We start from the raw sequence: 25,281 nt of genomic DNA, 5'->3' as shown, positions 1-25,281 counted from the left end.
TAAGTCAACGAAAAACGCTATTGATAAGAAGACAGTACTTGCTATTGCTATAAAGGGAGTTACTCCCTTTACTCAAACAGGTGTTTTGGATATCCAACCCGCCCTTAAGGACGGTCTTTACGGCATGCTGGGTAAATCAAACTTTTGGCTTATAGCTATCTTTATCGAGATCATGTTTTTTCATTCGTAAATATAGCTTCTTACGTGGAATACCCAAATAATCCGCCACATCACTCACTCGACCCGCAAATAAATATAACGCATCCTCAATTAATCGACGCTCATATTCATCCACAAGATTATCCAAAGGGCCTTCTGGTGGGATAATGGCTCGATGTTGTTCACTATCAACCATTTTCACAATGCCTACCGCATAGAGTTCAGCCACATTTCGTAACTCACGAATATTTCCTGGCCAATCGTAACGCTTTAAAATATCGAGGTAATTACGATCAATCTTCGGTACTGCAATACCGAGTCGTTGCGCACTTTGTCTCAAAAATGCTCTAAATAGCGGAATAATATCAGGGCGTCTTGCACTTAACGGAGGCAATGAAAAAGTGATTTGTGAAAAATAGTAATAAAATTCAGGGATTAATCGCCCTTCGGTTACCAATTGTTGTGTATTATTTTCTAAAATCGCAATCGTTCTAAAATGGCGTTTTCCTTGACGTTCCATATCTAATAGATAAGAGCTTAGCCAACGTTGCGCTTCTGATGATAAATCATAAGGAGAACGCAAAATTAATGTTCCAACTTCATCCGCTTCAATTTGAGCAATAACCTGTTTGATATCAGATAAACTTTGACAATCAACTGTTTGGATAGCTTTATCACTATGCGGGCTTAACTCATGTAAGAGTTGAGCGAGAAGGTGACGTCCCGTTCCCATCTCCCCTTCTATCATTAAATCTTTATCAATATCGGCAATTTGTTGTACTTGTTCTCTGATCGCGGTGATTTGCGCGCTATCTCCCACTAATCGCTCTTGTGTCGTGCTGATTACGGCATTTCTCAGAGAAAGAATGGATTGACGCTCTTTATGAGCCTTCGCCACTAACTCTAAGAAAGCAGGAGGATTAATTGGCTTTTCAATAAAATCATAAGCGCCTTTTTTTACCGCTTCTACTGCTAACGGTATATCCCCATGGCCAGTGATCATGATAACGGGGATACGAGGGTCAATTTGTTTAATGCGCTCTAACACTTCCATACCATTCATTGCTGGCATATAGATATCAAGCACAACAGCACCTTGCCATTCTGGTGTTAAAAGGCTTAATGCTTTTTCTGGTGAGTCAGTTACTCTGGCAATCATTCCCGCAAGATTAAGCAAATGACGATAAGATTCGAGAATATCTTCATCATCATCAATTAATAAAACGTCAATATCATGCATGTGTGATTGTGTCATCTGTAAACTCCAAAACAACCATGGCGCCACCCTTTAATGTAGAGGCCAAGTAAATTTCATAACCAAACCGTTGCATAATTGAACGGCAAATGGATAACCCTAACCCAAGCCCCACATCTTTTGTGGTTGTAAATGGGGTAAATAATTTGGGTAAAACCTCTGAATTGAATCCTTTTCCACTATCAGCGATCGCCACTAATTTTCTTTTGGGATCAACAGATAAAAGATCAATGGTGATCTGACTTTCACCAAGACCCGCAATAGCATCCATCGCATTAACAAACAAATTAACTAAGACTTGTTCAATTTGTGTCGGATCTGCACAAATAGTTAATTCATCAGGAATATTATTCTTAATAATGCATTGCTCTCGTTTAGAACGAGACTCTACCAACACCATCGCGCTATCTACCAGCTCTTTTAATGGTGCTGATACAAAGCTAATTTCAGATGAAGATTTACGAGAGAAATTACGCAATGCCGTAATAATTCGATTCATTCGCGCACACAGCTTTTCGATACGTTCGATTGAATCAGGTAATTGATCATATTTTCCCATCTGCATAGTCAGTTTTGCACTGTAAAGATAGGTATTAATTGCAGAAAGTGGCTGATTAAGCTCATGTGCAAGGCTTGTCATCGCCTGACCCACAACCGCCATTTTAGCAGCCTGTACTAGCTCTTCTTGTGTCTGAATTAAATGTTTTTGTGCCTGTTCACGACGCAACATCTCTTCATTTAATTGCTGGTTTTTATCCTGTAAATCTTGTGTTTTTAATGCCACCAGCCGTTGAAGCTCTAATCGGCTTAACTCTTGGCGCGTAATATCTGTGATAGTCACAATATATTTGTGTTCATCTTTATGTGGATATTCTCGAATATTAAATTGTAAGAAATGAGGCTCACCCGCTTTTACCATTCGAATAATACATTCACTCTGCCCTAATAAATAGAGCTGGCCACTTGAGCTAAATTGAGTTTTTAGCATCGTGCTGGCTTCGCCACTAAACAGCAACCAAAGCGGTTTGCTATTTTGCTCTTTTCCTGTACCTAAGAGTGTTGCCGCACTTGGATTAACCGTTTCTATCCTGCCATCGTGGTGACAGGTAATTAAACTCGCATCCGTGTTATTAATAAGATTTAACGCATTACTAGCTTCAACTTCTTTCATTTGACGCCAAAATCGACGAAGTCGCCGACTTAATAGACCAATTTCATCTTGTCCTTCAATCAGTACAGGCTCGGTTAAATTACCGTTAGCGACATGCGCTAAGTCATCACTGAGTTTATTCAATCTTGCGATAAGTCTTCTATCGATTAAGATTTTCATCACAATAATACTCAGCAAAAGTGATGCAATAATGATGACAACAATAACGATTTTCCCCGTTGCCATCAGTTTACGAGTATTATCATTAAGCTTATTTAGCGCTTCACTGGTAGCAAAAACATTGCTTCTTACAGCACTATCAAATTGTGATAATTTTTCATTCAGTTCAGGAGTTAATGCTTTGAGCTTTTTTTCGTTTTCTACATCATCAATCAATGTCTGGTAGATATCACCGTCATAACGCGTAATGGCAATAATCTCTTGTAATATCTGGCGGTGAGCAATAGTTGATGGATAGCTTTTTAGCTTTTGATTTAAGGCGATTATTTCATCAATCTTAACACTGATATAATGAAAAGCGACATCAATATCACGGCTATAGCGTTGATGAGCAATTTCTTCAACTAAACTAATTAACTCATTTTCCGTAGTAAATAATTCTTGTAATAATGTGGATTCAAGTAAAAGTTGTAGGCTGTTTTCCTGTACATTTTTCTCATTAATCATTTGGCTAACATGCCACTCAATTTCATTAAGTAGCGGTTTAATATCTTCACCAACAGCGTCATGCATCCATGCTAATTGACCTAATAATTGAGCAAGCCTATTTTCCAATTCTCGACGCTTATCCAGTAACACATCTTGCTGATCAATTAATGCCGACAGTTCGTCAACAAGTTGAGTATAAAAATCACGCTGTGGCTTTTGCTCAATAGGAAACTCACGCAAATTATCTAATAACTGATGAATTTCCTGCTGTTGTTGCTCTGAAACTGATTTTCTCTGTGTCTGTTCTCGCTCTTTTAATAGCATTTGTAAATTGGTGCTATAACGTTCCATATTATAGCTAGTGGTTAACATCGGTAGAGACTCCCCCACTGACGCATTAATCTGTGTCGCCAATTTTCCCCACATAAAAAAGATCACCACACCAATTAATAGGGTGAGTAAAGAACTAAAGATAAACGCCATATACAAACGTCTACCTAATTTACCAAATTGTTTAGGCACTAATAATTTCATCCGTAAGACCTTTCATAAAAACAGCGCTTCCTGCTGTATATCTGAACCACAAGGCGGTTAGGGTGATTTGTTTTCTCTTAATAAAGCGCGTGCTTGTTCAAGTTTTTCTGCTTCTAATGTACGCCATTGATACAGCACAGCTAACGCTTGATCGGAATACTCTCGCTGATCGGCTTCCTTCATAAATAACGCTTGTAATGTCGGTGAATTAGCCTCATTTTCACTAATAAGCACTGAACTTGCTATTTTTCGTGCTTTACTGATCGCATCAAGACGTTCTGACGTTTTATTTTCCTGTCTTTCAGCTTCATGGATATCACTCCAAACTTGGCGCATTAACGGAAAATTATGGGTGATCATTTGATCAAATAACGCATTAACCACTTCACTACGACGATAAGCCTCATTGCTGTTTAAAATAAATTCTGTGTTATTAGCCAGTTCATCGTTATTACGTAAGATCTCTTTGCTTAACGGGATCTTTGCCATATCACTTTTATAGATGATCTCTTGTCCTTCATCCGATAAAAGAAAGGCAATAAATTTGGCCGCGGTGTTTCTTTTACTGCTTTCCGCCACAATAGCGACATAAGCCGGCAAAATAATCGACTTATCAAAATAGCTAAACTCAACAAAATCAAAGCGTTTTTGATGGTTAAAAGCGTAGTTATCAATAATTGGCCCAGCGCCGACAATACCTCTAGCGATAGCATCACTAACACGTGAACTGCGTGCAGAAATGGAAGAAAGATTCCCACTGGTTTCCAGTAAAATCTGCCATCCTCGCTCCCAGCCATACTCTTGTAACACATTTTCCACCATCAATTGCATCGTGCCAGAGTTCGCTGGTGTAGTCATGGTTAAGTGCCCTTGATAAATAGGATCACTTAAATCAATCCAGCTTTTTGGTGCAGGAAGCCCCCATTTTTGCAAGTATTGTGTATTGCTCATAATACCAATACCAGAATAACCAACCGTGGTTATCTTATCGTTTAAGATATCACTATGACGAGTTAACCATTTTGGCGTTTCATAATTGACAGGTAACCGCGCCAGCAACCCTTCTCTATCTAAATGATGAAAAAAGTTAGCCGATGACGACATCACAATATCAACAGGCTGTGTGGGATATTGTTTCATCATACGTGTTGCTATCGCGACACGACGATAAACCACTTGCACTTTGGTATCAGGATAACGTGCGCTAAAAGCTTCTGTGAGTGGTCTCATTGGTGTATCTGAAAGCGTCGTCAATATAACAAGCGGCTGCTCATCACTACGCACAGGTGTGATAAACAGCCAACTAAACAATAAACAGACGAGACTAAGTGTTATTTTTATTCTCATGACATACCCCTGATTTTGTTTTGAATAAACATAAAAATGTGTCGAACTTCAAACTTCTGATATTTAGCAATATTTATTATTTTGAGCTAATGAGTCCCTAATGACCCATTTACAACAATGATACGACGATATCTTCACTCATTTTTAAACCAACACCTAATAGCGATGTTACAAATTTGACTCACCGATTCAGCAGAATGTGTCATCGATGACTCAAATTCCCTCTTTTGCACCAAGATGACCTAAATGAATAGCATCAGCTCTGAAAACCAAAATCAGCTTCAGACATGAATAATATTCGGAGTCATCTCTATGCTAAGTTTCTTTAAAACCAGAAAGGATCTGCCGCTAATAGAAGCGTCAAGTGAAAAGATCCGCGCAATATATAAAAAGCACCAATGGCAGGTCTTCTTTGGTCTTGTTCTTGGTTATGCCATGTTCTATGTGGTTCGTATGGCACTCGGTGTGGTGAAAAAACCTATGCTGGATGCAGGTATCGTAACCACCGCTGAACTCGGTTTAATGGGTTCTGCGTTCTTCTTTACCTATGCATTTGGTAAGTTCTCTAACGGCTTCTTATCAGATTATGCCAATATTGGACGCTTTATGTCCATCTCGTTAATTGCCTCTTCCTTTGTTTGTATCTTCATGGGAATGTCAACGGCGAGCCTGTTCTTTATCCTATTATGGGGTATTAACGGTTGGTTCCAATCTGTCGGTTCAGCACCTTCTTGTGTCTCTATCTTCCAATGGTTCTCACCAAAACAGCGCGGTACCGTTTATTCCATCTGGGGTGGCTCGCGTAATATTGGTGAAGCAATTACCTGGATCTTGACTGCAACCATAGTGAGCTTCTTCGGCTGGCGCGCAGGCTTTATCGGTGCCGGTATCGCGGGTATTGCGGCAGGTATCATCTTACTGATGATCTTAAAAGACCGTCCTCGTACTTATGGCTTACCTGATCCAGCAACCGCGTATGGCGAAGAGTCAGAAGCCGTTAAATCAAGTGACCCGAAAGAAACACGTCGCGCTCAATTATTCATATTAAAACAACCAACAGTATGGATCATTGCAGCAGCTTGTGCAGCTATGTATATCTCTCGCTACGCAATCAGCTCATGGGCCGTTCTTTACCTGCAAGGTTCAAAAGGTTATTCACTGATTGATGCTGGTTTTGCGATGTCAACTTACCCTATTGCCGGTTTCTTTGGTGCAATCTTAGCGGGTATGGCTTCAGACAAACTGTTTAACGCTAACCGTCATATTCCTACACTGATTTATGGTATCGCCAACATCGCTGGTTTTGCACTGATGTTCTGGGGTCCACAAAGCCGTGTTATGGATGCAATTGCATTAAGTATGGTTGGTTTTGCAATGGGGGGTCTGGTTGTGTTCTTAGCGGGCTTAACCGCTTGTGACTTAATGCCGAAAAACGCAGTTGGTGCAGTAAAAGGCTTTATCGGACTGTTTGCTTACATTGCCGCATCTGCGCAAGAGTTAATTTCAGCATCACTGATTAAAGTTACTCAAGTTGGCGATATCACTCACTACGACTTCACCACAGTACAGTACTTCTGGATTGGTTCTGCCATCGCCTCCATGATTTTAGCGACGCTAGTCTGGAATGCGAAAAAAGTGACCATGGATTAATGAATTAATTAAGTTGTCATCAAGGGATACCGTTGGGTATCCCTCTTTAAAAAGAGAATGTCATTATGCGTAAGACAAAAATTGTTGCGACTCTTGGCCCAGCTAGCTGCACAGAACAGATGATCGAAAAACTGATTTTGGCAGGTGCTAACGTATTTCGTTTAAACTTTTCACATGGTACTAGCGAACAGCATCAGACTACAGCCGCAACTATCCGTCAGGTCGCAGAAAAACATCGTGTATTTATCGGGATCTTAGCTGACCTTCAAGGCCCGAAAATTCGTATCGCTAACTTTAAGAATGATTCCGTTAAATTAACGCAAGGCGATAGCTTTATCCTAAATGCAGATCTTGATCCAACATTAGGGGATGAGCAACAAGTTGGCTTGGATTATCCTCAACTTGTTCAGGAAGTCACACCAGGGAATATTCTGCTACTCGACGACGGTAATATCCAATTACAAGTCAGCGCAGTAAATAATAATCAAATTGAAACAAAAGTGACTGTAGGTGGAAAACTCTCTAACCGTAAAGGTATTAACTTACTCGGCGGCGGTTTATCAGCACCTGCGTTAACAGAAAAAGACAAACAAGACATACACACAGCCGCCGCGATTGGAGCTGATTATATTGCAGTGTCATTCCCACGTAATGGTGCTGATATTGAATATGCGCGCAGTTTAGTGATTGCGGCAGGAAGCCATGCCAAAATCGTTGCTAAAGTCGAGCGTGCTGAAGTGGTTTCTTGTGAAGCCAATATGGATGACATTATTAAAGCGTCAGACGTCATTATGGTGGCACGAGGTGACTTAGCGGTTGAAATCGGTGATGCCAGCTTACCGGGCGCTCAGAAGCAATTAATCGCACGTTGTCGTGCATTAGGCTGCCCTGTGATCACGGCAACCCAAATGATGGAGTCAATGATTGAAAGCCCAATGCCAACCCGTGCCGAAGTCATGGATATTGCGAATGCTGTTGGTGATGGTACTGATGCGGTAATGCTATCAGCCGAAACGGCGGCAGGAAAATATCCAGTCGAGGCGGTTAGTGCAATGGCGCGTGTTGCTGAAGGAGCCGAACGCTCTTTTGCAGCTAATGCTGAAAACCCATGGCAATCTCCGTCTTATTACTCACAAACAGGTCGTTGGATTGCTCTGGCAGCTGCGACAAGCGCCTTCCATGATGACAAGCATTTAAGTGTTGCAGCATTAACAGAAAATGGTAAATCAGTGACCTTATTGTCACGTTTTATGCCAAACAATAACGTATATGCATTAACAGATAATCCCGCACTTGCCGGTCAATTAACGGTATTACGTGGTGTAACACCTGTGGCTTATCAACGTCAAAATAATAATGACTGTGATGAAAACATCATGCAAAAACTACAAACAGAGGGATTATTAACAGACATGAATTCACTCTTGATCACTCGTTTATCAACCTTTGAAAAAACCGGTGAAAGCGACTGTTGTCATCTTGTTCCTGTAAAACAAGTTGAAGCAACAACTGCTTGAGTGTCTTCCATCAAGGGGCTTATGAGAGAGGCAACCTGAAGTAAATAATAAAAAAAAGAGCACACCAAAATCATTTTAGCCACAGGGAATGTGGCTATTTTTCGTCTAGATACTGCTATCAGCATGGCAAGGATAAGCATCTTGTAATGCGAGAATATAAATTAACTCCAACGGCGTTTCTTGTTGTTGGTTCTTCACTTCAGGATTTTTATCTAAATAAGCATCAATATGCTTAACCATAAAATCGCCATTTTGCTCTATTTTAGGCGGTGGGCAATAAAGAGGACGAAAATTATCGTTATCTTGATTCTCAATTTTTACAGCAACCGCATAAAAATTAAATCCATTTGCGATACCGTTTAGATAAGCTTGAGTCACCGATTTTAATTGTTTATTAGCAGGATGCTCGAGGGCTAATAATCGTTTTACCTCTAGATAACCGCTTAATGTCACTGCCTGTGAATACAGTGGGAATAACAATAGCATCCCTATAACCCCTTTTAATAACATTCCTTTTTTCATGCTGATTTTCTCTTTAATTCAATAGATATTGATTTCATTCTAGTCGTTTTACTGCGTTAAGAATATGTGCAATGAATATATACATTGAAGATCTTTTAAAGGCTCCCATTGTGCAAATCAAACACATCAAATTGTGATCACAAACCCATTTAGGATGGTTTCCAAACTAATTAGCAGTTTTTCACTTTACAAAGTAAATAAAACGGTGCATAACTATCAATCACAGACGATTTTATATAAAAAAAACATCTTTTAGTTTTGTTTCTAAACAAATGGAGTAGTAACGTGACACCGAACGTACCCAATACATTACGGCAAATGAATGCCTCGCTTGTATTAAATGTCATTCGTCATCAAGGTCCTTTGTCACGGGCTCAGATAGCCAAAATTAGTGGAATTACAAAAGCGACGGTGTCTGAAATTATTAACGATCTCCTTGAAGAAAAAATCGTTTATGAAAGCGGTGTTAGTTCGCCAGCAGGACAAGGTAGAAAAGGTATTTTAGTTAACTTCGATCCTCAACACAGTTTAGGTGTCAGCATTGATTTAGGCGGAACCAAAATCGCCTATGCTGTTTTTAACTTAGATGCCGAATTGTTGTATGAATATCAAGAGCCTACCTTTGATACTGACGATCGTGAGCACTTTATTACGCAATTTGCACAAAGTATTGAAAATGTGATCGAAAAAAGCGGCGTAGACCGTCAAAAGATCAATGTTATCGGTGTCGCCACACCAGGGATCATCGATATCAAAAATGGTGTTGTGCTAGAAGGTTCCCCTAACTTACCTCAATGGGATAATTTACCTTTAGCACAACAGCTTACAGAAAAACTCAATGTACCCGTTGTACTCGAAAATGATATTCGTGCAGCACTTGTGGGTGAAATGTGGAAAGGCCACTGCCGTCATACGCACAGTTGTGCGCTAATTGGCATCGGCACAGGATTAGGCTCCGCCTTGCTAATGGATGGAAAAGTTATTCGTGGCGCAAACAATGCAGCCGGTGAAATCGGCTATATGATGTTTGCTCGTGACCATCTCTTTCGAAATTGGCGCAATAAAGGATGCTTTGAGAGTTTCTGTTCCGGTTCAGGTTTAAGTGAACGCATGGCGAGCTTACGAGGGGAAAATCTTAGTGCGATTGAGATTATTCAAGCCTCACAACAAGGCGATCCTCTGGCTCAATCCTTAGTTGAAGAAATGGCAGATTATCTTGCTATTGGCATTATGAACTTAGTCGCCATTGCAAATCTGGAAAAAGTGGTATTAACAGGCGGGATCACTCGCTCTGCTGATACCTTTTTACCGCGTGTTCAGGCAAATCTAGGTAGACATTTATTTGCTAACACCAAAGTGAATATCGAGCTGTCTGAATTATGGGAAAAAGGCCCGCTTTATGGCATTGCCATTCTTGCCTTGGCTACGGTTTATCCATCAATTCAATTTATGCCCGAGATCCAATTGAGATAACCCTAATAAAAAAGCACCTAAACGAGATGGGAGCAACTCATGGCAGGAATACATCTTCACCCACATGATATTTTAGACGAAGGCATGCCCGCTATACTTCAACGCCTTGATGGCATGAAGCATGTCGAGCATTTATTTGTCGAAATTAATACCATTTTTGAACGTAACCCTTACCCTGTTGGTGATTTACCTCATAACCCTATCCATAATGTGGTTATGGGAACAGGTACACTACACATCAACACTCATACTGATTTCCCTCGTCTAAGCCAACGTGTTGATCCAACTATTTTAGCGGGTGCCGATCCGCTAATGACGATAAAAAAAGCCACTGATGGCGGAAAATATAAAGTCATTCCATGGGCAAATATTCTTAATGGCGATTTCACTGGGGATATAGAAAACAATCAGGTTATCGATTTTAAAGGCCGTCCACAGGCACACTGGCTCTGCCCTAACGCTCCTGATGTCGCTCAATTGTGGCAAAAGACATTCACAGCATTAAAACAAAACTACGGTTATGACACCTTTTTAATTGATCGAATTCGTTTCCCTGATTGGGCAGGTAAAGAAGTTAATCCAGCTGGATTATTTACCTGTTTTTGCCCTCACTGTGAAAAGAAAATGGTACAGCAAGGTTTACCTGTTAATGAAATCAAACAGCGTCTGGCGGCTTTAGCTGACTCATTAAAACAAGCGGATTTCGAAACACCTGTTGCCGCATTAAAAGAAGATCCTTTGTTAAAAGCGTGGCAAGTATTTCGCCAACAAAGTGTGACTCAATTAGTTGAAAAATTACTGTCTGATGCCAAACAAACTGCGGGTGGTATTACGTTATGGCTTGATCTATGGCCACCAGCTTATAGTTGGATCTTAGGTCAGAACTACCATGAATTAACGCGTTATTCTTCAACACTCAAACATTTCCCTTATCATAAATTAGGGGGAGGAGCAGATGTTCAAGGGTTAATTAATCATTTTGCCCATGATAGCGAAAGCCAAGAGCGTGCATTTACTGCGTTCAAACGCTTATTTGAATTACCTTATGACATTTCATACGAAACCTTTAAACAGCAAGGTTTTCCTATTCACTTTGTTGCAGAACAAAATAATAAAGTTCGCCAGCTTTCACAGCCAAATACCTTTATTTATAGCGGTATTCAAATGTGGAATTTACCTGCCTCTCAATTAATTGAAGCCGTTATTGCAGCAGAAGAAAGTGCTTGTGATGACTTACTTTATTATTGCTATGGATGGGCTACTCAAGAATTATTTGATGCAATTGGCGAACACAATACACCTAACAATAACGCCTATAACAACACGATTAAAGAATAATACACCGCGGAAAATCAGGATAAAATTATGGCTAAACAACAAAAATGGAAAGTCTTTTTCCTTCTGTTTGTCACGATGTTTTTACTCGGTGGCATTCAAAATACAAAAGGGCTTATTCTTGAACAAGTTCAACATGATATTTCATTAAATATGAGCCAAGTTGGCTCATTAATTACCTTTTTCCAAATCGGTTTTTTAATTGCCAGTTTATTAACAGGCTATTTTACCGATAAGAAAGGGTTAAAAGTCATGATGTTTATTGGCTCATTAATGATGGCGGTTGGTTTAACAGGAACCAGCCTTGCTTTTAATGTGATGCTATTTTTTGGCTTTTATCTGGTAATTGGTTTAGGTATTGGCTCGATGCTTGTCTCTATCGTGACCGTTATTCCGACTTTCTATAAAGAGAAAGCTGGCATGATGTTTAACGTCTCTAATGCAATGTTTGGCGTAGGGATGATTGTCACTCCGCTAATTTTACAATATCTATTTTCACACTCTATTTCATGGCGTACTTTTTATGTGGGTGTTGCCGTTATTGTTGCGGTCATTATTCTCGTATTGAGTACATTAAAAATAGAAAACAGCGCACAAGTTGATATGAAATTCAGTGACTTTTTAGAGTTACTGACACAAAAATCGCTATTATTAGTTATCTTATTTATTACGTTGTACGTTGCTGCTGAAGCCGCTTTCTTAAACTTCTTCCCTATTTTCTATACCTCTATGGATATTGGAAATATGAGTAGCGCACAAAAAGCAGAAACAGCCGCTTATGTGATTTCCAGTTTTGCTTTCTTATTTACTATTGGTCGTTTTATTGGTGGTTTTATTAACCTTGCATTGGGTGATCGCAAAACGCTTATTCTATTTTCATTATTTTCTCTAATCGCCATTATTGTAAGCCGTATCTTTGTGCAAGATGTTGTTTATCTGTTTATGGTATTTGGTTTTGCATTATCAGTGCTGTTTCCAACAGCCGCCGCCGTTGCCACAAAATTAACCAGCAAAAGTGGCTCGGTGATGGGATTGATTTATGTTGCTTCTGGATTGGGTGGTGCGTTAGCAGGTTCATTAATTGGTCAAGTATCAGAAAGTTATAATGTTTCTGTTGGCTTTAACCTGATTATTGTATTCGTCGCCCTCTTCTTTATTATTTCTCTATTTATTAGAGAACAAAAACAATAACAACAACCGTTATGCCTCTGAAATTTGCCCCTCCATATGAGGGGTTTTTTATTTCTATCGTGATAAATTAAGGTACATTTTCCTTTTTGTTTTGTTGATTTTTTCACCATCGCCCTAATAATAGTATTAATATTCACTGTTAAAATAGGAGAATATGATGGCAAGTGGATGGGCTAATGATAGTGCTGTTCAAGAGCAAATAGATGCCACCATTGATGATGCAATTGCCAGAGCTCGTAACCAAATGGCGCAAGGTGAAAGTGCAGAGTTTTGTGATGAATGCGGTGAGCCAATCTCTCTGGCTCGGCAAAAAGCCGTTCCTGGTGTACGTTATTGTTTAAACTGCCAAGAGGCATTTGATAAAAAAAATAATGCCTTTAGTGGGTATAATCGCCGTGGTAGTAAAGATAGCCAACTCAGATAATCTGCAATTATTATCATATAAAATAAAAACTGTACTTTAATATGGATTTCCTCGATTAAAGTACAGTTTGTTTTATTTAATCAGACAATAATTTAGTTAGATTTTCGCAACCTTTTTTGAGCTCATGTTTTGACTCATTTCGGTTAAAATCTTCATAAAATTATCAATATGAGCACGTTCAGTATTTGGATTCATAAATACCGCTTTTTCACCTGGAAGATAAATATAACGGTTATTTTTCGCATATTTCGAGCAAGCAATAGAATCTACCCAATTAGTAAATAATCCTTCTTTACCACGTTGTAAGAAAAGTTTTCTATGCCACTGCGTATTATGAACCATAAAGTCATATGCTTCTTTATCTGTAGAGCACGTTAACTCTAAATCAAAAGCAACATTAGGATCTTTGACTAAATTTGGATCATACAGTTTAAAACCAACACTTGGGCCTTGGTTTTGCGGTACGATCACTTTCGCATTCCCCATCTCTAACAACTGATGGCGCATGTAGTTGGCGTTTTGCAAACAGTGAGCAATAATGGTTTGGTAACCTTCAATACCCATATAGTGCATTGCAGAATAAGCACCAAAGATACCCACACCACTACGTGTACATTCAATAGTAGATTGTAAGTGAGTCTGCCCTTCTAATTCATGTTCAAAATAGGTGAAGTTTTCTGGATCGTTTTCCAGTGCCACGAAGTCATTGCCATTTTTCACCAATACTAAACTTGAGGTATAAGGCACATAGCCCCATTTATGGAAGTCGATGGTAATGGAATCGGCATATTTCAGATGTTTAAATTTCTCAACGTTCTGACGTAAACCTTCTAAGGTGACATCATTAATTGCCAGCGGATTACTGCTAAAATCATATTCTAAGAAGAAGATAATCGGCCAACCAACAGCTGCATCAACGTGAACATGGGGCTTAACAGGGATCTCGAATTCTTCACATAAGCGATCACGTAATTCACAAACCCCTTTCACATCATCCACACCAAAGGTGTCTGTTGTTCCTGTGGTTAACATGATAGTGGGTACTTTGCATTTAACAGTAAAGCACGCCCTTAATTCTCGCTCTAAGTGTTCTAAATTAATGGTGTTATCTTCAGACACTTTAATACGGATAGTTTTGTTATCAACATCAACACCTAATAAGGCTAGGTTAGTCATATTTGAATAGTGACCACCTTGGGAGTTAATGATGCGATAATCTTGATCTGCTGCCATGCCTAAATGTTTAGAATTAGGCATAGACTTGCGTAATCCAAAGAGATAACCATATAAGTTACACATGGTGCCACCTTGAGTGAACACACCTGAGGCAACTTCAGGATCGTAACCAACCAATTTAGCGACTTTTTTTATCGTCACTTTCTCTAACGCATCAGCAACACCAGAATATTCGCAATACACCATGTTAGGGTTGCCCATTAACCCTAAGATTGAACCATAAACCCCCGGATCACTTGGCATTGCAATTACGTTTTCAACAGCTAATGGATTTTCCCAGTTTTTACACAGTGTTGAAACTAACATCAGTAGTTCATTAGGATCATTTTCTGGGTAATTAATGTTTTGTTGGATTTGCGTATCCGTCATTAGACGTTCAAATAGTTGTTGCCCATTTGAGTAACGTTGTAATTGGTCATTATCGTTAGAAGTTGTTTTTCTAAACTGTGTAATCGATTGGATTGTTTTATCCTGAAATATCGGCCAATACTTCGGATCTCGGCTGAAAAAGTGAGTAATAACGTCGTGGTATTTCTTCTCAAATTCCGCATTCAGAATGTTAGCAGAAGATAGACCTAATAAATCTTGATTTTTCACTATATTCTCCAAATAGAAACCGAAAATAACTTAATTGAACAGTATAGCAATACTATACATTTTCTAATTAATTTAGTTAGTACTTCATGTGATCGCATAGGCTCTACTCACAACCACACAAAACAAAATATTTTATTTAATATCAATAAGATATTGATATTCGGAAAGTTAAATTTACAGATATTATTATTTCATATATATGCTTATGTGACTGACATCACAATGAAAATTAAGCTACAAACAAAAATAATCACCCGAAATACTATTAACTATTTGAAATATAATCAAAATACAATAATAACCAGCTAACTATATGATATTATTGGAGTCTCTATTTAATTAATTGTATTAATCTGTTATTTCCGCAATTAGTACAGCTAAAATTACATTAAGTTTAGTTACCACCAATAAAATCAAACGAAATCACTATAATATTTTCCATAATTAGCTAATTAATTATAATTTTAACTATTATTAGGTATAAAGTATGGGTTAAGGCTAAAACGGAAGGTAGTCAATAATGAAAATATAAAAAAGAAAATAATCATAGAGAATAATTCTACAAATAACGAAAATATTGGTTGAAAACAAAAGACAGTCACCCTGCTAAACAATCAGAATATTTACTCTACATATTTTGCTTCTTTTGCCGATACTTAAAGTAATAAAGTAGGTAATTAACGGAGAAGACAATATGAAAGCACGTATCGCTATTGCTGCTGTATTCGTATTATTATCCGCAAGTGTCTATGCTGAAGAATTTACCTGCCAACTTGAAAATGGTAAGTATGTCAGCGTGTTCGTTGAACATGGAAAGCCACCTGTTTATCGCTATGGCACACTTGCAAAAACAGAGATCACACTACCTGTTCCTCAGCAACCCAATAATAATGTCTTTTATGGGCATCAAATGTTTGTTGCTGGCGCATCGACTTATATTCGATTTAAGAATGGAAATTACAGCTACATTGTTTATGACGGTGAAGGTAGAGGATGGAACTTTAACGGTATAATTGTTTATAAAGACAATAACATTATCAGTAAAAAAGAGTGCAAACAGCCATTAACACCCAGCTTAGATAATTTAAAAAATTACTCAATTAAAATGGACCCTTATTTAGAAACCTATATTTATGCTCCTTAATTTCTAATTTAATTAAACATATATACATAAAAAAACCCAATTCTTAAATTGGGTTTTTAGTATCTTTAAGCAACGAGATGTATTGATTAGTCTTCTAATAACAGAACAGATTCTAATGCAATTTCAATCATTTCGTTAAAGGTAGTTTGACGCTCTTCTGCTGTAGTTTGTGTACCTTTTTTGATGTGGTCAGATACGGTACAGATGGTCAATGCTTTTGCGCCGTATTCCGCTGCAACACCGTAGATACCTGCAGCTTCCATTTCAACACCTAAGATGCCGTATTTTTCCATTACATCAAACATTTCTGGATCTGGAGAGTAGAACAGATCAGCAGAGAAGATATTACCAACGCGAACTTTAATGTCTTTCGCTTTTGCTGCATCAACAGCATTCTGAACTAATTGATAATCAGCAATAGCGGCAAAATCTTGGCCTTTGAAACGCAGGCGGTTAACTTTAGAGTCTGTACATGCGCCCATACCAATAACAACATCACGCAGTTCAACATCTGGTAATACTGCACCACATGAACCCACACGGATGATAACTTTCACGCCGAAATCTGTAATTAATTCTTTTGCGTAAATTGAGCAGGAAGGAATACCCATACCGTGGCCCATAACAGAAACTTTACGGCCTTTATACGTACCTGTAAAACCTAACATACCACGAACATTGTTTACTTGACGGACGTCTTGTAAAAAAGTTTCAGCGATGTATTTAGCACGAAGCGGGTCGCCCGGCATTAAAACGACATCAGCAAAATCGCCCATTTCTGCGTTAATATGAGGGGTAGCCATAATTCTTCCTTTTAATTGATCTTTTTACTATTCAAATATCATTCGGTAGGCATATTACTATACCTACCGAAGTTAAATTAAAACATTGCCTTACCATAGTCGACCGGAGATAAACCGAAGTATTTCACAACAGTCTGACCGATATCAGCGAAAGTTTCACGGTGCCCCAATGAACCCGGTTTAACTTTTGGACCATAAACAAGAACAGGAATGTGTTCACGAGTATGATCAGAACCAGGCCAAGTTGGGTCGCAACCATGGTCTGCTGTTAAGATAAGAATGTCATCTTCTTTAACCAGTTCCATTAATTCTGGTAAACGACGGTCGAATAACTCAAGTGCTTCACCATAACCCACAACATCACGACGGTGGCCGTAAGAGGAGTCAAAATCAACAAAGTTGGTGAATACAATTGTGTTATCGCCCGCAAGTTTCATTTCTTCAAGTGTTGCATCAAACAGTGCATCAATACCTGTTGCTTTCACTTTTTTAGTGATACCTACGTTTGCGTAGATATCAGCAATTTTACCAATAGAAACAACATGGCCTTGTTTTTCATCAACCAGTTTTTTCAACATCGTTGGTGCTGGTGGCTCTACAGCTAAATCATGACGATTACCTGTACGGGCGAAGTTACCCGGCTTGTCACCGATAAATGGACGCGCAATAACACGACCAATATTGTAATCACCTTTGTTTAGCTCATCACGAGCAATTTCACACAGCTCATATAATTTATCTAAACCGTAAGTTTCTTCATGACATGCAATTTGGAATACAGAGTCGGCTGAGGTATAGAAAATCGGCTTACCGGTTTTCATATGCTCTTCACCCAGTTCATCCAAAATCACTGTACCAGATGCGTGACAGTTACCTAAGTATCCTGGTAATTTTGCACGTTTAACGATGTTTTCTAGCAGTTCTTGTGGGAATGAGTTTTTCAGTTCTTTGAAGTATCCCCAATCAAACAGAACAGGCACACCCGCAATTTCCCAGTGGCCTGACGGAGTATCTTTACCAGAAGAGATTTCACTGGCATAACCATAAGCACCGATAATATCTGCATTTTTATCTAAACCGACAGGGAATTTGCCTGTTGATTCTTCCGCAGCTTTACCTAGACCTAAGCGGCAAAGATTAGGTAAATGGAGAGGACCTTTACGACCGTCTCTATCTGCTTTACCGTCAGCAAACGCTTGTGCGATATGCCCTAAAGTGTCTGAACCTTGGTCACCGAATTTCTCCGCATCACCGGCAGCACCGATACCGAAGGAATCTAATACCATGATATGTACACGTTTCATAATTCTCTCTCCTGTGTCATTCTCCGTAGACCACGGATATGTCACTGATAAATCGTAATTGAGTTCTTATTCGCTGATTTGGCGGTACACCATTGGTGAAGCTTCGCGTTTGCTGTCACCAATTACCATCGCTTTACGGACTTCAGCCGCAGCTTCTTGCCATGATTTTTCACTGTTCGCATGGATCATCGCTAACGGAGTGTCTGTATTGATTTCAGCACCAAGCGCTACGATGTCGCTTAATCCCACACTATAATCAATTGCATCAGTGGCTTTACGACGACCACCACCTAATGTCACAACAGACATACCTAATGCACGTGTATCCATTTCTGTGATAAACCCAGCTTTCTCAGCAAATACAGGTTTACTTAATACCGCAATTGGCAGGTATTTATTGTAGTTTTCAACAAAATCAGATGGGCCTTTCTGTGCTGCAACCATTCGACCAAAGACTTCTGCCGCTTTACCGTTATCCAACACATCTTGTAGTTTTTGACGAGCTTGTTGACGATCATCCGCTAAACGGCCTGATACTAACATTTCAACACACAGCGCCATAGTGACTTCAAATAGACGAGGGTTACGGTATTCACCTGTTAAGAATTGAACTGCTTCACGAACTTCAACCGCATTACCTGCGCTTGAAGCTAGAACTTCATTCATATCCGTTAACAGTGCCGTAGTTTGACAGCCTGCGCCATTTGCTACTTGGACAATTGACTCAGCCAGCTCTTCAGACTTCTGATAAGTCGGCATAAAGGCACCAGAGCCCACTTTAACATCCATCACTAATGCATCTAAACCTTCAGCTAATTTTTTACCTAGAATAGAGGCTGTGATAAGCGGGATTGAATCAACTGTAGCAGTAATATCACGGGTAGCATAAAAGCGTTTATCAGCAGGTGCTAATGAATTAGTCTGTCCGATAATAGCAACACCCACGTTACGAATAATATCGCGGAATTTTTCATCATCAGGGAAGATATCGAAACCTGGAATTGCTTCGAGTTTATCTAATGTTCCACCTGTATGACCTAATCCACGACCTGAAATCATAGGAACATAACCGCCACACGCGGCAACCATTGGCCCTAACATCAGGGATGTAACATCACCTACACCACCTGTTGAGTGTTTATCAACAATTGGGCCGTTTAAATTTAGGCTTTTCCAGTTCAGTACTGTACCGGAATCACGCATAGCTAATGTCAGAGCAACACGCTCAGGCATCGTCATATCGTGGAAATAAATAGTCATTGCTAATGCAGCAATTTGACCTTCAGAAACAGTATTATCTCTGACGCCATTAATGAAAAAACGAATTTCTTCCTCTGTTAAAGGATGACCATCACGTTTTTTACGAATAATCTCTTGGGCAAGAAACACTGCAACCTCCTGGTTTTATAGCATTGATAACGCCCACAATAAAATGTGGACGTATTACACGAATGGATTAGTAACCACTAGACGATTTTTGCTCGCCATGACCTAAAGTGGCTAGTAAATTACCTAACAAGCTTGATGCGCCAAAACGGAAGTGACGGGCATCAACCCAGTTGTCACCCATAATGCGTTTAGCCAATGCAAGGTATTGGGCAGCTTCTTCAGCGGTACGTACACCACCAGCCGGTTTAAAACCAACTTCTTTGCCAACGCCCATATCGTGGATCACTTGGATCATTAACTCAGCGCTTTCCAGTGTTGCATTTACAGGTACTTTACCTGTGGAGGTTTTAATAAAGTCTGCACCTGCTTTGATGGAAATTTCAGATGCTTTACGGATAAGCGCTGGATCTTTCAGCTCACCCGTTTCAATAATGACTTTCAGTAAAGCGCCTGCTTTTGCACAAGCTTCTTTACATGCTTTAACGATATCAAAACCGATTTGCTCGTTACCAGCCATAAATGCACGGTAAGGAAAAACTACGTCAACCTCATCTGCGCCATAAGCTAATGCCGCGTTGGTTTCTGCTAATGCGATATCTAGATCATCATTACCATGAGGGAAGTTAGTTACGGTTGCGATACGAACGTCAGGAGTACCTTGTTCGCGTAACACTTTACGTGCTAACGGAATAAAACGTGGGTAGATACAAATAGCAGCAGTATTGCCTTCTGGGCTTTTAGCTTGATGACATAATGCTGTCACTTTTGCATCAGTATCATCATCATTTAATGTAGTTAAATCCATCAAAGACAGCGCAAGGCGCGCTGCAGCGGTTAAATCTGTCATAAAACTCTCCAACGATGTTTCTCAAGCCCTTTTGGGCGTACGCTTAAGGTTAGCGATTAAATTTGTTGGCGAGCGGACTTGGTTCCTTGAAGATGTTGTTGCAGCTTAATACCACAACGACAGCTGAGCTCCCTCTCACCGCGCTATGCTCACTTCGGCGACCCGTCATTGAGCTTTCGCCATTCCATGAAGTTTCAGCACATCTTATTTGAACACGCTAAGGAACAATTAGATGTGCTTTTCGTCACACTAATTAAATGCAACTTGCAATATATAACATAAAAATGTGATAAATATCACAGTTAAGTCGTTTTCTGGTTTAATGTTACTCGAATAGCGCCTTTAAGTCGTCTTTATAACGCAAAAAAAGCGTGAGCAATATAAAATGATATCGTTATTAACCCTATTCAATACAAATTGCGAAATATCTCTCACAATAAAAGTAGTTAACATTACAGCAGAAAACAAACATAAAAGAGCAGATAGGCAAAACCCATCTGCTCTCTACAATAAAAATTAATTAAGCAACAACGGCCATTGCTGTTAATGCAAAGAAGAATCCTGCAATCGTTGCACTCATTAAGTTAGAGAGTGTACCTGCAAGTACTGCTTTCATACCTAAACGAGCCACATCTTGACGACGATTTGGTGCCATTCCACCTAAACCACCTAACAAAACAGCTACGGAAGAAAGGTTAGCAAAACCACACAGTGCAAAGGAAATGATTACCTTTGTTTGTTCTGATAACACCATGAGTCCAGAGCCCGCAACAAGTGCATCCTCTTTGAGATATTTACTAAATTCAGAGTAAGCATAGAACTCATTGATAACAATTTTTTGTCCAATAAATGAGCCTGCAATGGTCGCTTCACTCCAAGGCACGCCAATTAGGAAGGCAATAGGTGCAAACACCCAACCAAACACGAGTTCTAATGAGAAATTCTCATAACCAAACCAGCCACCAATACCACCGAGGATACCATTAACTAATGCAATCAATGCAACGAAAGCAAGTAACATGGCACCGACGTTAAGGGCAAGCTGTAAACCTGAAGAGGCACCTGCAGCTGCAGCATCGATAATATTGGCGGGTTTTTCGTCATCTGCCATTTTATCAAGCGCATCTTTTTGATCATCTGGTGTTTCTGTTTCAGGGATCAATAATTTAGCAAAGAGTAAACCACCAGGAGCCGCCATAAAGGAAGCCGTAATCAGGTACTCCAACGGTACGCCCATGCTAGCGTATCCAGCAAGCACAGAACCCGCAACAGAGGCTAAACCACCACACATAACAGCAAAGAGCTCAGAGGTTGTCATTCTTGCAATATAAGGGCGAACAACAAGTGGTGCTTCTGTTTGTCCAACAAAAATATTTGCAGTTGCAGACATCGATTCTGTTCGTGATGTACCCAGTACTTTTTGTAAACCACCACCAAGAATTTTGATGACGATTTGCATAATGCCAAGGTAATACAACACTGCAATGAGTGAAGAGAAAAACACAATAACAGGCAGTACGCGTAGGGCGAATACGAAACCGCCACCACCAAATAATTCGAACATTTTATCTGATACTAAGCCCGCAAAGAGGAAGCTCATCCCATTATTGCCGTAATCAATAACATTCTTAACGCCATCAGAAATCGCAAGAAGTACCTCGCGACCACCGTCGGAATAAAGAACAAATGCACCTAAGCCAATCTGAATAAGGAATGCGCCACCAACTGTACGTAGTCTAATTGCACGTCGATTGCTGGAAAACAGAACGGCTATCAATATTAATGTTGCCATTCCGACCAAGCTCATAATGAGTTGCATTGAAGGATCCCTGTTCACATAAAAATTTAATGGATTATCAATAATGCCCTTGCCAGAGCTTATTGACTCTTTTTTGCCAGATAATTATACCTAGTCTAAGAAAAGAACCCTCAACATCCATCACAAATAGGGTCTGAAAAAAGTAACAAAAAAGTCACAAATGAGAAGTTGATCACACAAAAAGAGGGGAAAACTGCATTATTGAATAGGCAGAATAGAGAGAAAACATCATCCGATTAACAAACCATGTATTCAATTTTAACCAGTAAAGTTAAATTCAATTCAACAACTAGATATTATCTTTTAACCGAAATAATTGTAGGCTATTAAAATAGAGTTGCTGTGCAATTACCTCAGAGGGTTCTTGACGTAGTTCACAGAGTTGAGAAAAAACATATTGAATTCGTTCTGGGCGATTGGGTTCACCTTGAAAACCGCTCACAGGCATATCGGGCGCATCTGTTTCTAGTAATAGCGATTCAAGCGGCAATGAAGCCATTGCTCGACGGGTCTTTTGTGCTCGCTCATAAGTAATGGTTCCACCAACGCCAATAAAATAGCCTTGTTGAATAAACTTTTCAGCTTGTTGCTGGCTTCCTGCAAAACCGTGTACAACTCCTTTACGAGGAACATCATAACGACGTAACAAGGCACTTAACTTATCGTGAGTTTTTCGTGAGTGTAAAATAACGGGTAAATCAAACTTAGCCGCTAATTTAAGTTGTGCAATTAAAAAGCGCTCCTGCTTTTCTGGTTGCGGGTTATCCATATAGTCATCAAGCCCGATTTCTCCGATAGCAACACAACGAGGTTCTATTTTTAATTTCTGTTCTAATTCAATGAGATGTTGTTCTGTATGCGCTTCAATATATAAAGGATGTAATCCTAATGCACTATATAATTGAGGATATTCATTTGATAACTCAGTCACCACATCAAAATTCCAGCGAGCAACTGCAGGAATAATGATTTTTTTTACTTGCGCTTGATGTGCTAAAGATAAGCTATTTGCAATATCATTATAAAAAACCGGAAAATCAAAATGACAGTGAGTATCAATAAATTTATTCATTCTTAAACCTGCCTTACATCAGGGTGCACACTTCTTGTTCCTTGTTGAATAATTGAAGCATCCTCCGCTTTATCCGCCTTTGCTTCTTGCTCAAATAGGCTAAAGATTTTTTTATCATGCTGTTTGAATTTTTTCTTAGAAAAATGCTGACCTATTGTCGCTAAAAAATAGCGTCCACAACGTCTACCCACATGATAATCATGATTTAATGCACTTAAACGACTTCCTAATGCACTCGATTGTAACGTCGTTGGTGGATAGATTTCGATAACAACAACATCTTCTGGAGGCGATTGAATAAATTTAAGTGTTTCGGTATAGGTTTCGATATGGACTTGAGCCATCGCCATAAAACGTTGTAAACGGCTATTTTCAAACCATTTTCCCATACGATCGACCCATTCTGTTGTGTATTGATATTCAGAAGGTACCGTGCGCACAACAACAATAGTACGACAACCACGTCGATAAGCTTCTCTCACTGGAATAGCATCGCTGATACCACCATCATGATAAACAACATCATGAAATAAGACCCCATTACGATAAAAAGCAGGGATAGCACTGGACGCTTTGATTATCTCAAGCCAAGTCAGTTCATCGGGTTGAAAATAATTGGCCTGAAAATTATCAGAACGACTTGCCACCATATAAAATTCGCGCCCCGTATCAAACCGCCGTAGTGCTGTTGGTATATCAAGAGGCATTTCTTTGGCTGTCGTGTCTATATACCAATCAAGATCGAGTAAATTGCCGCCACGGACAAAACGAATGGGATTGAAGAATTGATTATTGGTTGTATAGCGATTAATAATTTTACGTGCATATCCACGCTGACCACAGGCAAAAGCAGACAAATTTTGTGCTCCCGCAGACACCCCAAGTAAAACATCAAAGGGATCAAATCGTGATCGCATAAATTCATCAAGGACACCCGCAGTAAAGATCCCGCGTTGACCTCCGCCCTCACAAACTAAAGCAACTTTACCTTGTGGTAGTGAGGATTGAAATTCGAGTGCAGTAATATTATTTAATGTGACAGGTATATACTTCCCCATAATGTCTCCTTAATACAACTTAACAAAGGATACCCGCACATTTTTTTGACGTCATTCTTTTTCCGTACTCATTCAAATAAATTAGACAATATATTCTTAGAGTGTAACGAATATAAAAGAAAATCACGTTTATGATTTGATATTTACATCTGAGTCTACGCTTTTAACACCTTCAATTTTTTCAATAACTTGTAAGATTTTTTCTTCTTGCGCTTTACTATCAACAAAACCGGAAAGAAAGACATGCCCAAACTCAGTACGAATAGAAATATTCTCACTATTAATATCTTGCATTGGCAATAGCGTATCTTGAATTTTATTAGAAATAGAAGTATCACTTAAGTAGTGACCCGTATTATTCCCACTTTTATTAATCTCGCTATACCACGATGTTTCAGCTGACGCGCCCATACTGACAAAAGCTAAGCCGATTGACATTAATAACGCCAATTTTAGCGTCTTATATTGTTTCATTGCTCTCCCCCTAATCACAATAACTGAGATAGGAAATATACGTGTGTTTTAATGTCTGTCTTTTTATTAAGCACTACAAAAATTTAACAATCTAAGCTATTACACTAATAAGCTATCCGAGTTAAATAAAGTAAAAAATAGCAAATAAAGACTAATCCTAATAATTTTATTCTAAAAATGAAAAATAAATCTATAAAAAATTTTACATATATTTATAAATAAGTGTAAAAACAGGCATCATGTTAACAGAGAAAAAAAAGAGTAATTCCAAATGAAGAAGGGTTTTTCGGTAGGATATTAGGGATATACAGA

The 25,281-nt window shown here is 39.1% G+C and carries 20 protein-coding genes; 7 read left to right on the top strand and 13 right to left on the bottom strand.

The genetic code is table 11. The features are described 5' to 3' along the window. Nucleotides 1-136: 136 nt before the first annotated feature. From GWI59_RS05455 to GWI59_RS05445, 3 genes are read right to left on the bottom strand one after another with little or no spacing between them, the layout of a single operon-like run. Nucleotides 137-1,414, bottom strand: a complete 1,278-nt coding sequence (locus tag GWI59_RS05455) for a sigma-54-dependent transcriptional regulator (RefSeq protein ID WP_161724180.1) — start codon at nt 1,412-1,414, stop codon at nt 137-139. Then, the gene (locus GWI59_RS05450; RefSeq protein WP_109848061.1) at nt 1,392-3,767 is read right to left on the bottom strand and encodes an ATP-binding protein; all 2,376 of its coding nucleotides are present in this window, start codon (nt 3,765-3,767) and stop codon (nt 1,392-1,394) included. Before GWI59_RS05450 ends, GWI59_RS05455 begins: the two co-directional genes overlap by 23 nt. Nucleotides 3,768-3,824: 57 nt before the next feature. Beyond that, complete coding sequence (locus GWI59_RS05445; RefSeq protein ID WP_161724178.1) at nt 3,825-5,114, bottom strand: ABC transporter substrate-binding protein; 1,290 nt, start codon at nt 5,112-5,114, stop codon at nt 3,825-3,827. A 312-nt stretch (nt 5,115-5,426) separates the two neighbouring features. On the opposite strand from GWI59_RS05445, the gene GWI59_RS05440 reads away from it, so the two are divergent. Together GWI59_RS05440 and pyk are read left to right on the top strand one after the other, a co-directional pair. Further along, a complete protein-coding gene (locus GWI59_RS05440; protein WP_161724176.1) occupies nt 5,427-6,764 on the top strand; it encodes an MFS transporter in 1,338 nt (445 codons plus the stop codon). Between the two features lie 65 nt (nt 6,765-6,829). Then, a complete protein-coding gene (gene pyk, locus GWI59_RS05435) occupies nt 6,830-8,281 on the top strand; it encodes a pyruvate kinase (protein ID WP_109848059.1) in 1,452 nt (483 codons plus the stop codon). 105 nt (nt 8,282-8,386) lie between these two features. Here the strand turns inward: pyk and GWI59_RS05430 are convergent, their stop codons facing one another. Next, nucleotides 8,387-8,803 (bottom strand): Rap1a/Tai family immunity protein, encoded by a 417-nt coding sequence (locus GWI59_RS05430; protein ID WP_006536094.1) that lies wholly within the window; start codon nt 8,801-8,803, stop codon nt 8,387-8,389. Nucleotides 8,804-9,088: 285 nt separating this feature from the next. On the opposite strand from GWI59_RS05430, the gene GWI59_RS05425 reads away from it, so the two are divergent. The 4 genes from GWI59_RS05425 (at nt 9,089) to GWI59_RS05410 (ending at nt 13,226) form a co-directional block, all read left to right on the top strand. Continuing rightward, the gene (locus GWI59_RS05425) at nt 9,089-10,276 is read left to right on the top strand and encodes an ROK family transcriptional regulator (RefSeq protein ID WP_337247387.1); all 1,188 of its coding nucleotides are present in this window, start codon (nt 9,089-9,091) and stop codon (nt 10,274-10,276) included. 39 nt (nt 10,277-10,315) lie between these two features. Beyond that, nucleotides 10,316-11,614, top strand: a complete 1,299-nt coding sequence (locus tag GWI59_RS05420) for a hypothetical protein (RefSeq protein WP_109848058.1) — start codon at nt 10,316-10,318, stop codon at nt 11,612-11,614. 27 nt (nt 11,615-11,641) lie between these two features. Next, the gene (locus GWI59_RS05415) at nt 11,642-12,802 is read left to right on the top strand and encodes an MFS transporter (protein ID WP_072064354.1); all 1,161 of its coding nucleotides are present in this window, start codon (nt 11,642-11,644) and stop codon (nt 12,800-12,802) included. A gap of 157 nt (nt 12,803-12,959) precedes the next feature. After that, nucleotides 12,960-13,226, top strand: coding sequence for a DksA/TraR family C4-type zinc finger protein (locus GWI59_RS05410; RefSeq protein ID WP_109400018.1), 267 nt, complete (start codon nt 12,960-12,962; stop codon nt 13,224-13,226). Nucleotides 13,227-13,322: 96 nt separating this feature from the next. Here GWI59_RS05410 and GWI59_RS05405 read toward each other — a convergent pair whose 3' ends face one another. After that, a complete protein-coding gene (locus GWI59_RS05405) occupies nt 13,323-15,059 on the bottom strand; it encodes a pyridoxal-dependent decarboxylase (RefSeq protein ID WP_161724174.1) in 1,737 nt (578 codons plus the stop codon). A 694-nt stretch (nt 15,060-15,753) separates the two neighbouring features. Here GWI59_RS05405 and GWI59_RS05400 point away from each other — a divergent pair. Beyond that, nucleotides 15,754-16,203 (top strand): hypothetical protein, encoded by a 450-nt coding sequence (locus GWI59_RS05400; RefSeq protein WP_109848056.1) that lies wholly within the window; start codon nt 15,754-15,756, stop codon nt 16,201-16,203. 86 nt (nt 16,204-16,289) lie between these two features. Here GWI59_RS05400 and deoD read toward each other — a convergent pair whose 3' ends face one another. The 8 genes from deoD to GWI59_RS05360 form a co-directional block, all read right to left on the bottom strand. Next, on the bottom strand, nt 16,290-17,006 hold the full coding sequence (deoD, locus tag GWI59_RS05395) for a purine-nucleoside phosphorylase (protein WP_006536106.1): 717 nt from the start codon (nt 17,004-17,006) through the stop codon (nt 16,290-16,292). A gap of 77 nt (nt 17,007-17,083) precedes the next feature. Next, entirely contained in the window at nt 17,084-18,310 is a 1,227-nt protein-coding gene (gene deoB, locus GWI59_RS05390) for a phosphopentomutase (protein WP_072064358.1), read from the bottom strand. Nucleotides 18,311-18,376: 66 nt separating this feature from the next. After that, a complete protein-coding gene (gene deoA / locus GWI59_RS05385) occupies nt 18,377-19,699 on the bottom strand; it encodes a thymidine phosphorylase (RefSeq protein ID WP_109400020.1) in 1,323 nt (440 codons plus the stop codon). 67 nt (nt 19,700-19,766) lie between these two features. Next, on the bottom strand, nt 19,767-20,546 hold the full coding sequence (gene deoC, locus GWI59_RS05380; RefSeq protein ID WP_006536109.1) for a deoxyribose-phosphate aldolase: 780 nt from the start codon (nt 20,544-20,546) through the stop codon (nt 19,767-19,769). Between the two features lie 520 nt (nt 20,547-21,066). Continuing rightward, complete coding sequence (locus tag GWI59_RS05375; protein ID WP_072064361.1) at nt 21,067-22,365, bottom strand: NupC/NupG family nucleoside CNT transporter; 1,299 nt, start codon at nt 22,363-22,365, stop codon at nt 21,067-21,069. A 289-nt stretch (nt 22,366-22,654) separates the two neighbouring features. Next, on the bottom strand, nt 22,655-23,437 hold the full coding sequence (locus GWI59_RS05370; RefSeq protein WP_109848055.1) for a TatD family hydrolase: 783 nt from the start codon (nt 23,435-23,437) through the stop codon (nt 22,655-22,657). Nucleotides 23,438-23,439: 2 nt separating this feature from the next. Then, on the bottom strand, nt 23,440-24,495 hold the full coding sequence (locus GWI59_RS05365) for a patatin-like phospholipase family protein (RefSeq protein ID WP_109848054.1): 1,056 nt from the start codon (nt 24,493-24,495) through the stop codon (nt 23,440-23,442). Between the two features lie 129 nt (nt 24,496-24,624). Then, a complete protein-coding gene (locus GWI59_RS05360) occupies nt 24,625-24,969 on the bottom strand; it encodes a BON domain-containing protein (protein WP_006536117.1) in 345 nt (114 codons plus the stop codon). Between the last annotated feature and the right edge of the window lie 312 nt (nt 24,970-25,281).

This window comes from Proteus sp. G2673 (genome assembly GCF_009915125.1).
Taxonomy (GTDB): Bacteria; Pseudomonadota; Gammaproteobacteria; order Enterobacterales; family Enterobacteriaceae; genus Proteus; species Proteus penneri.
This window is presented reverse-complemented; position numbering and strand designations above follow the sequence as displayed.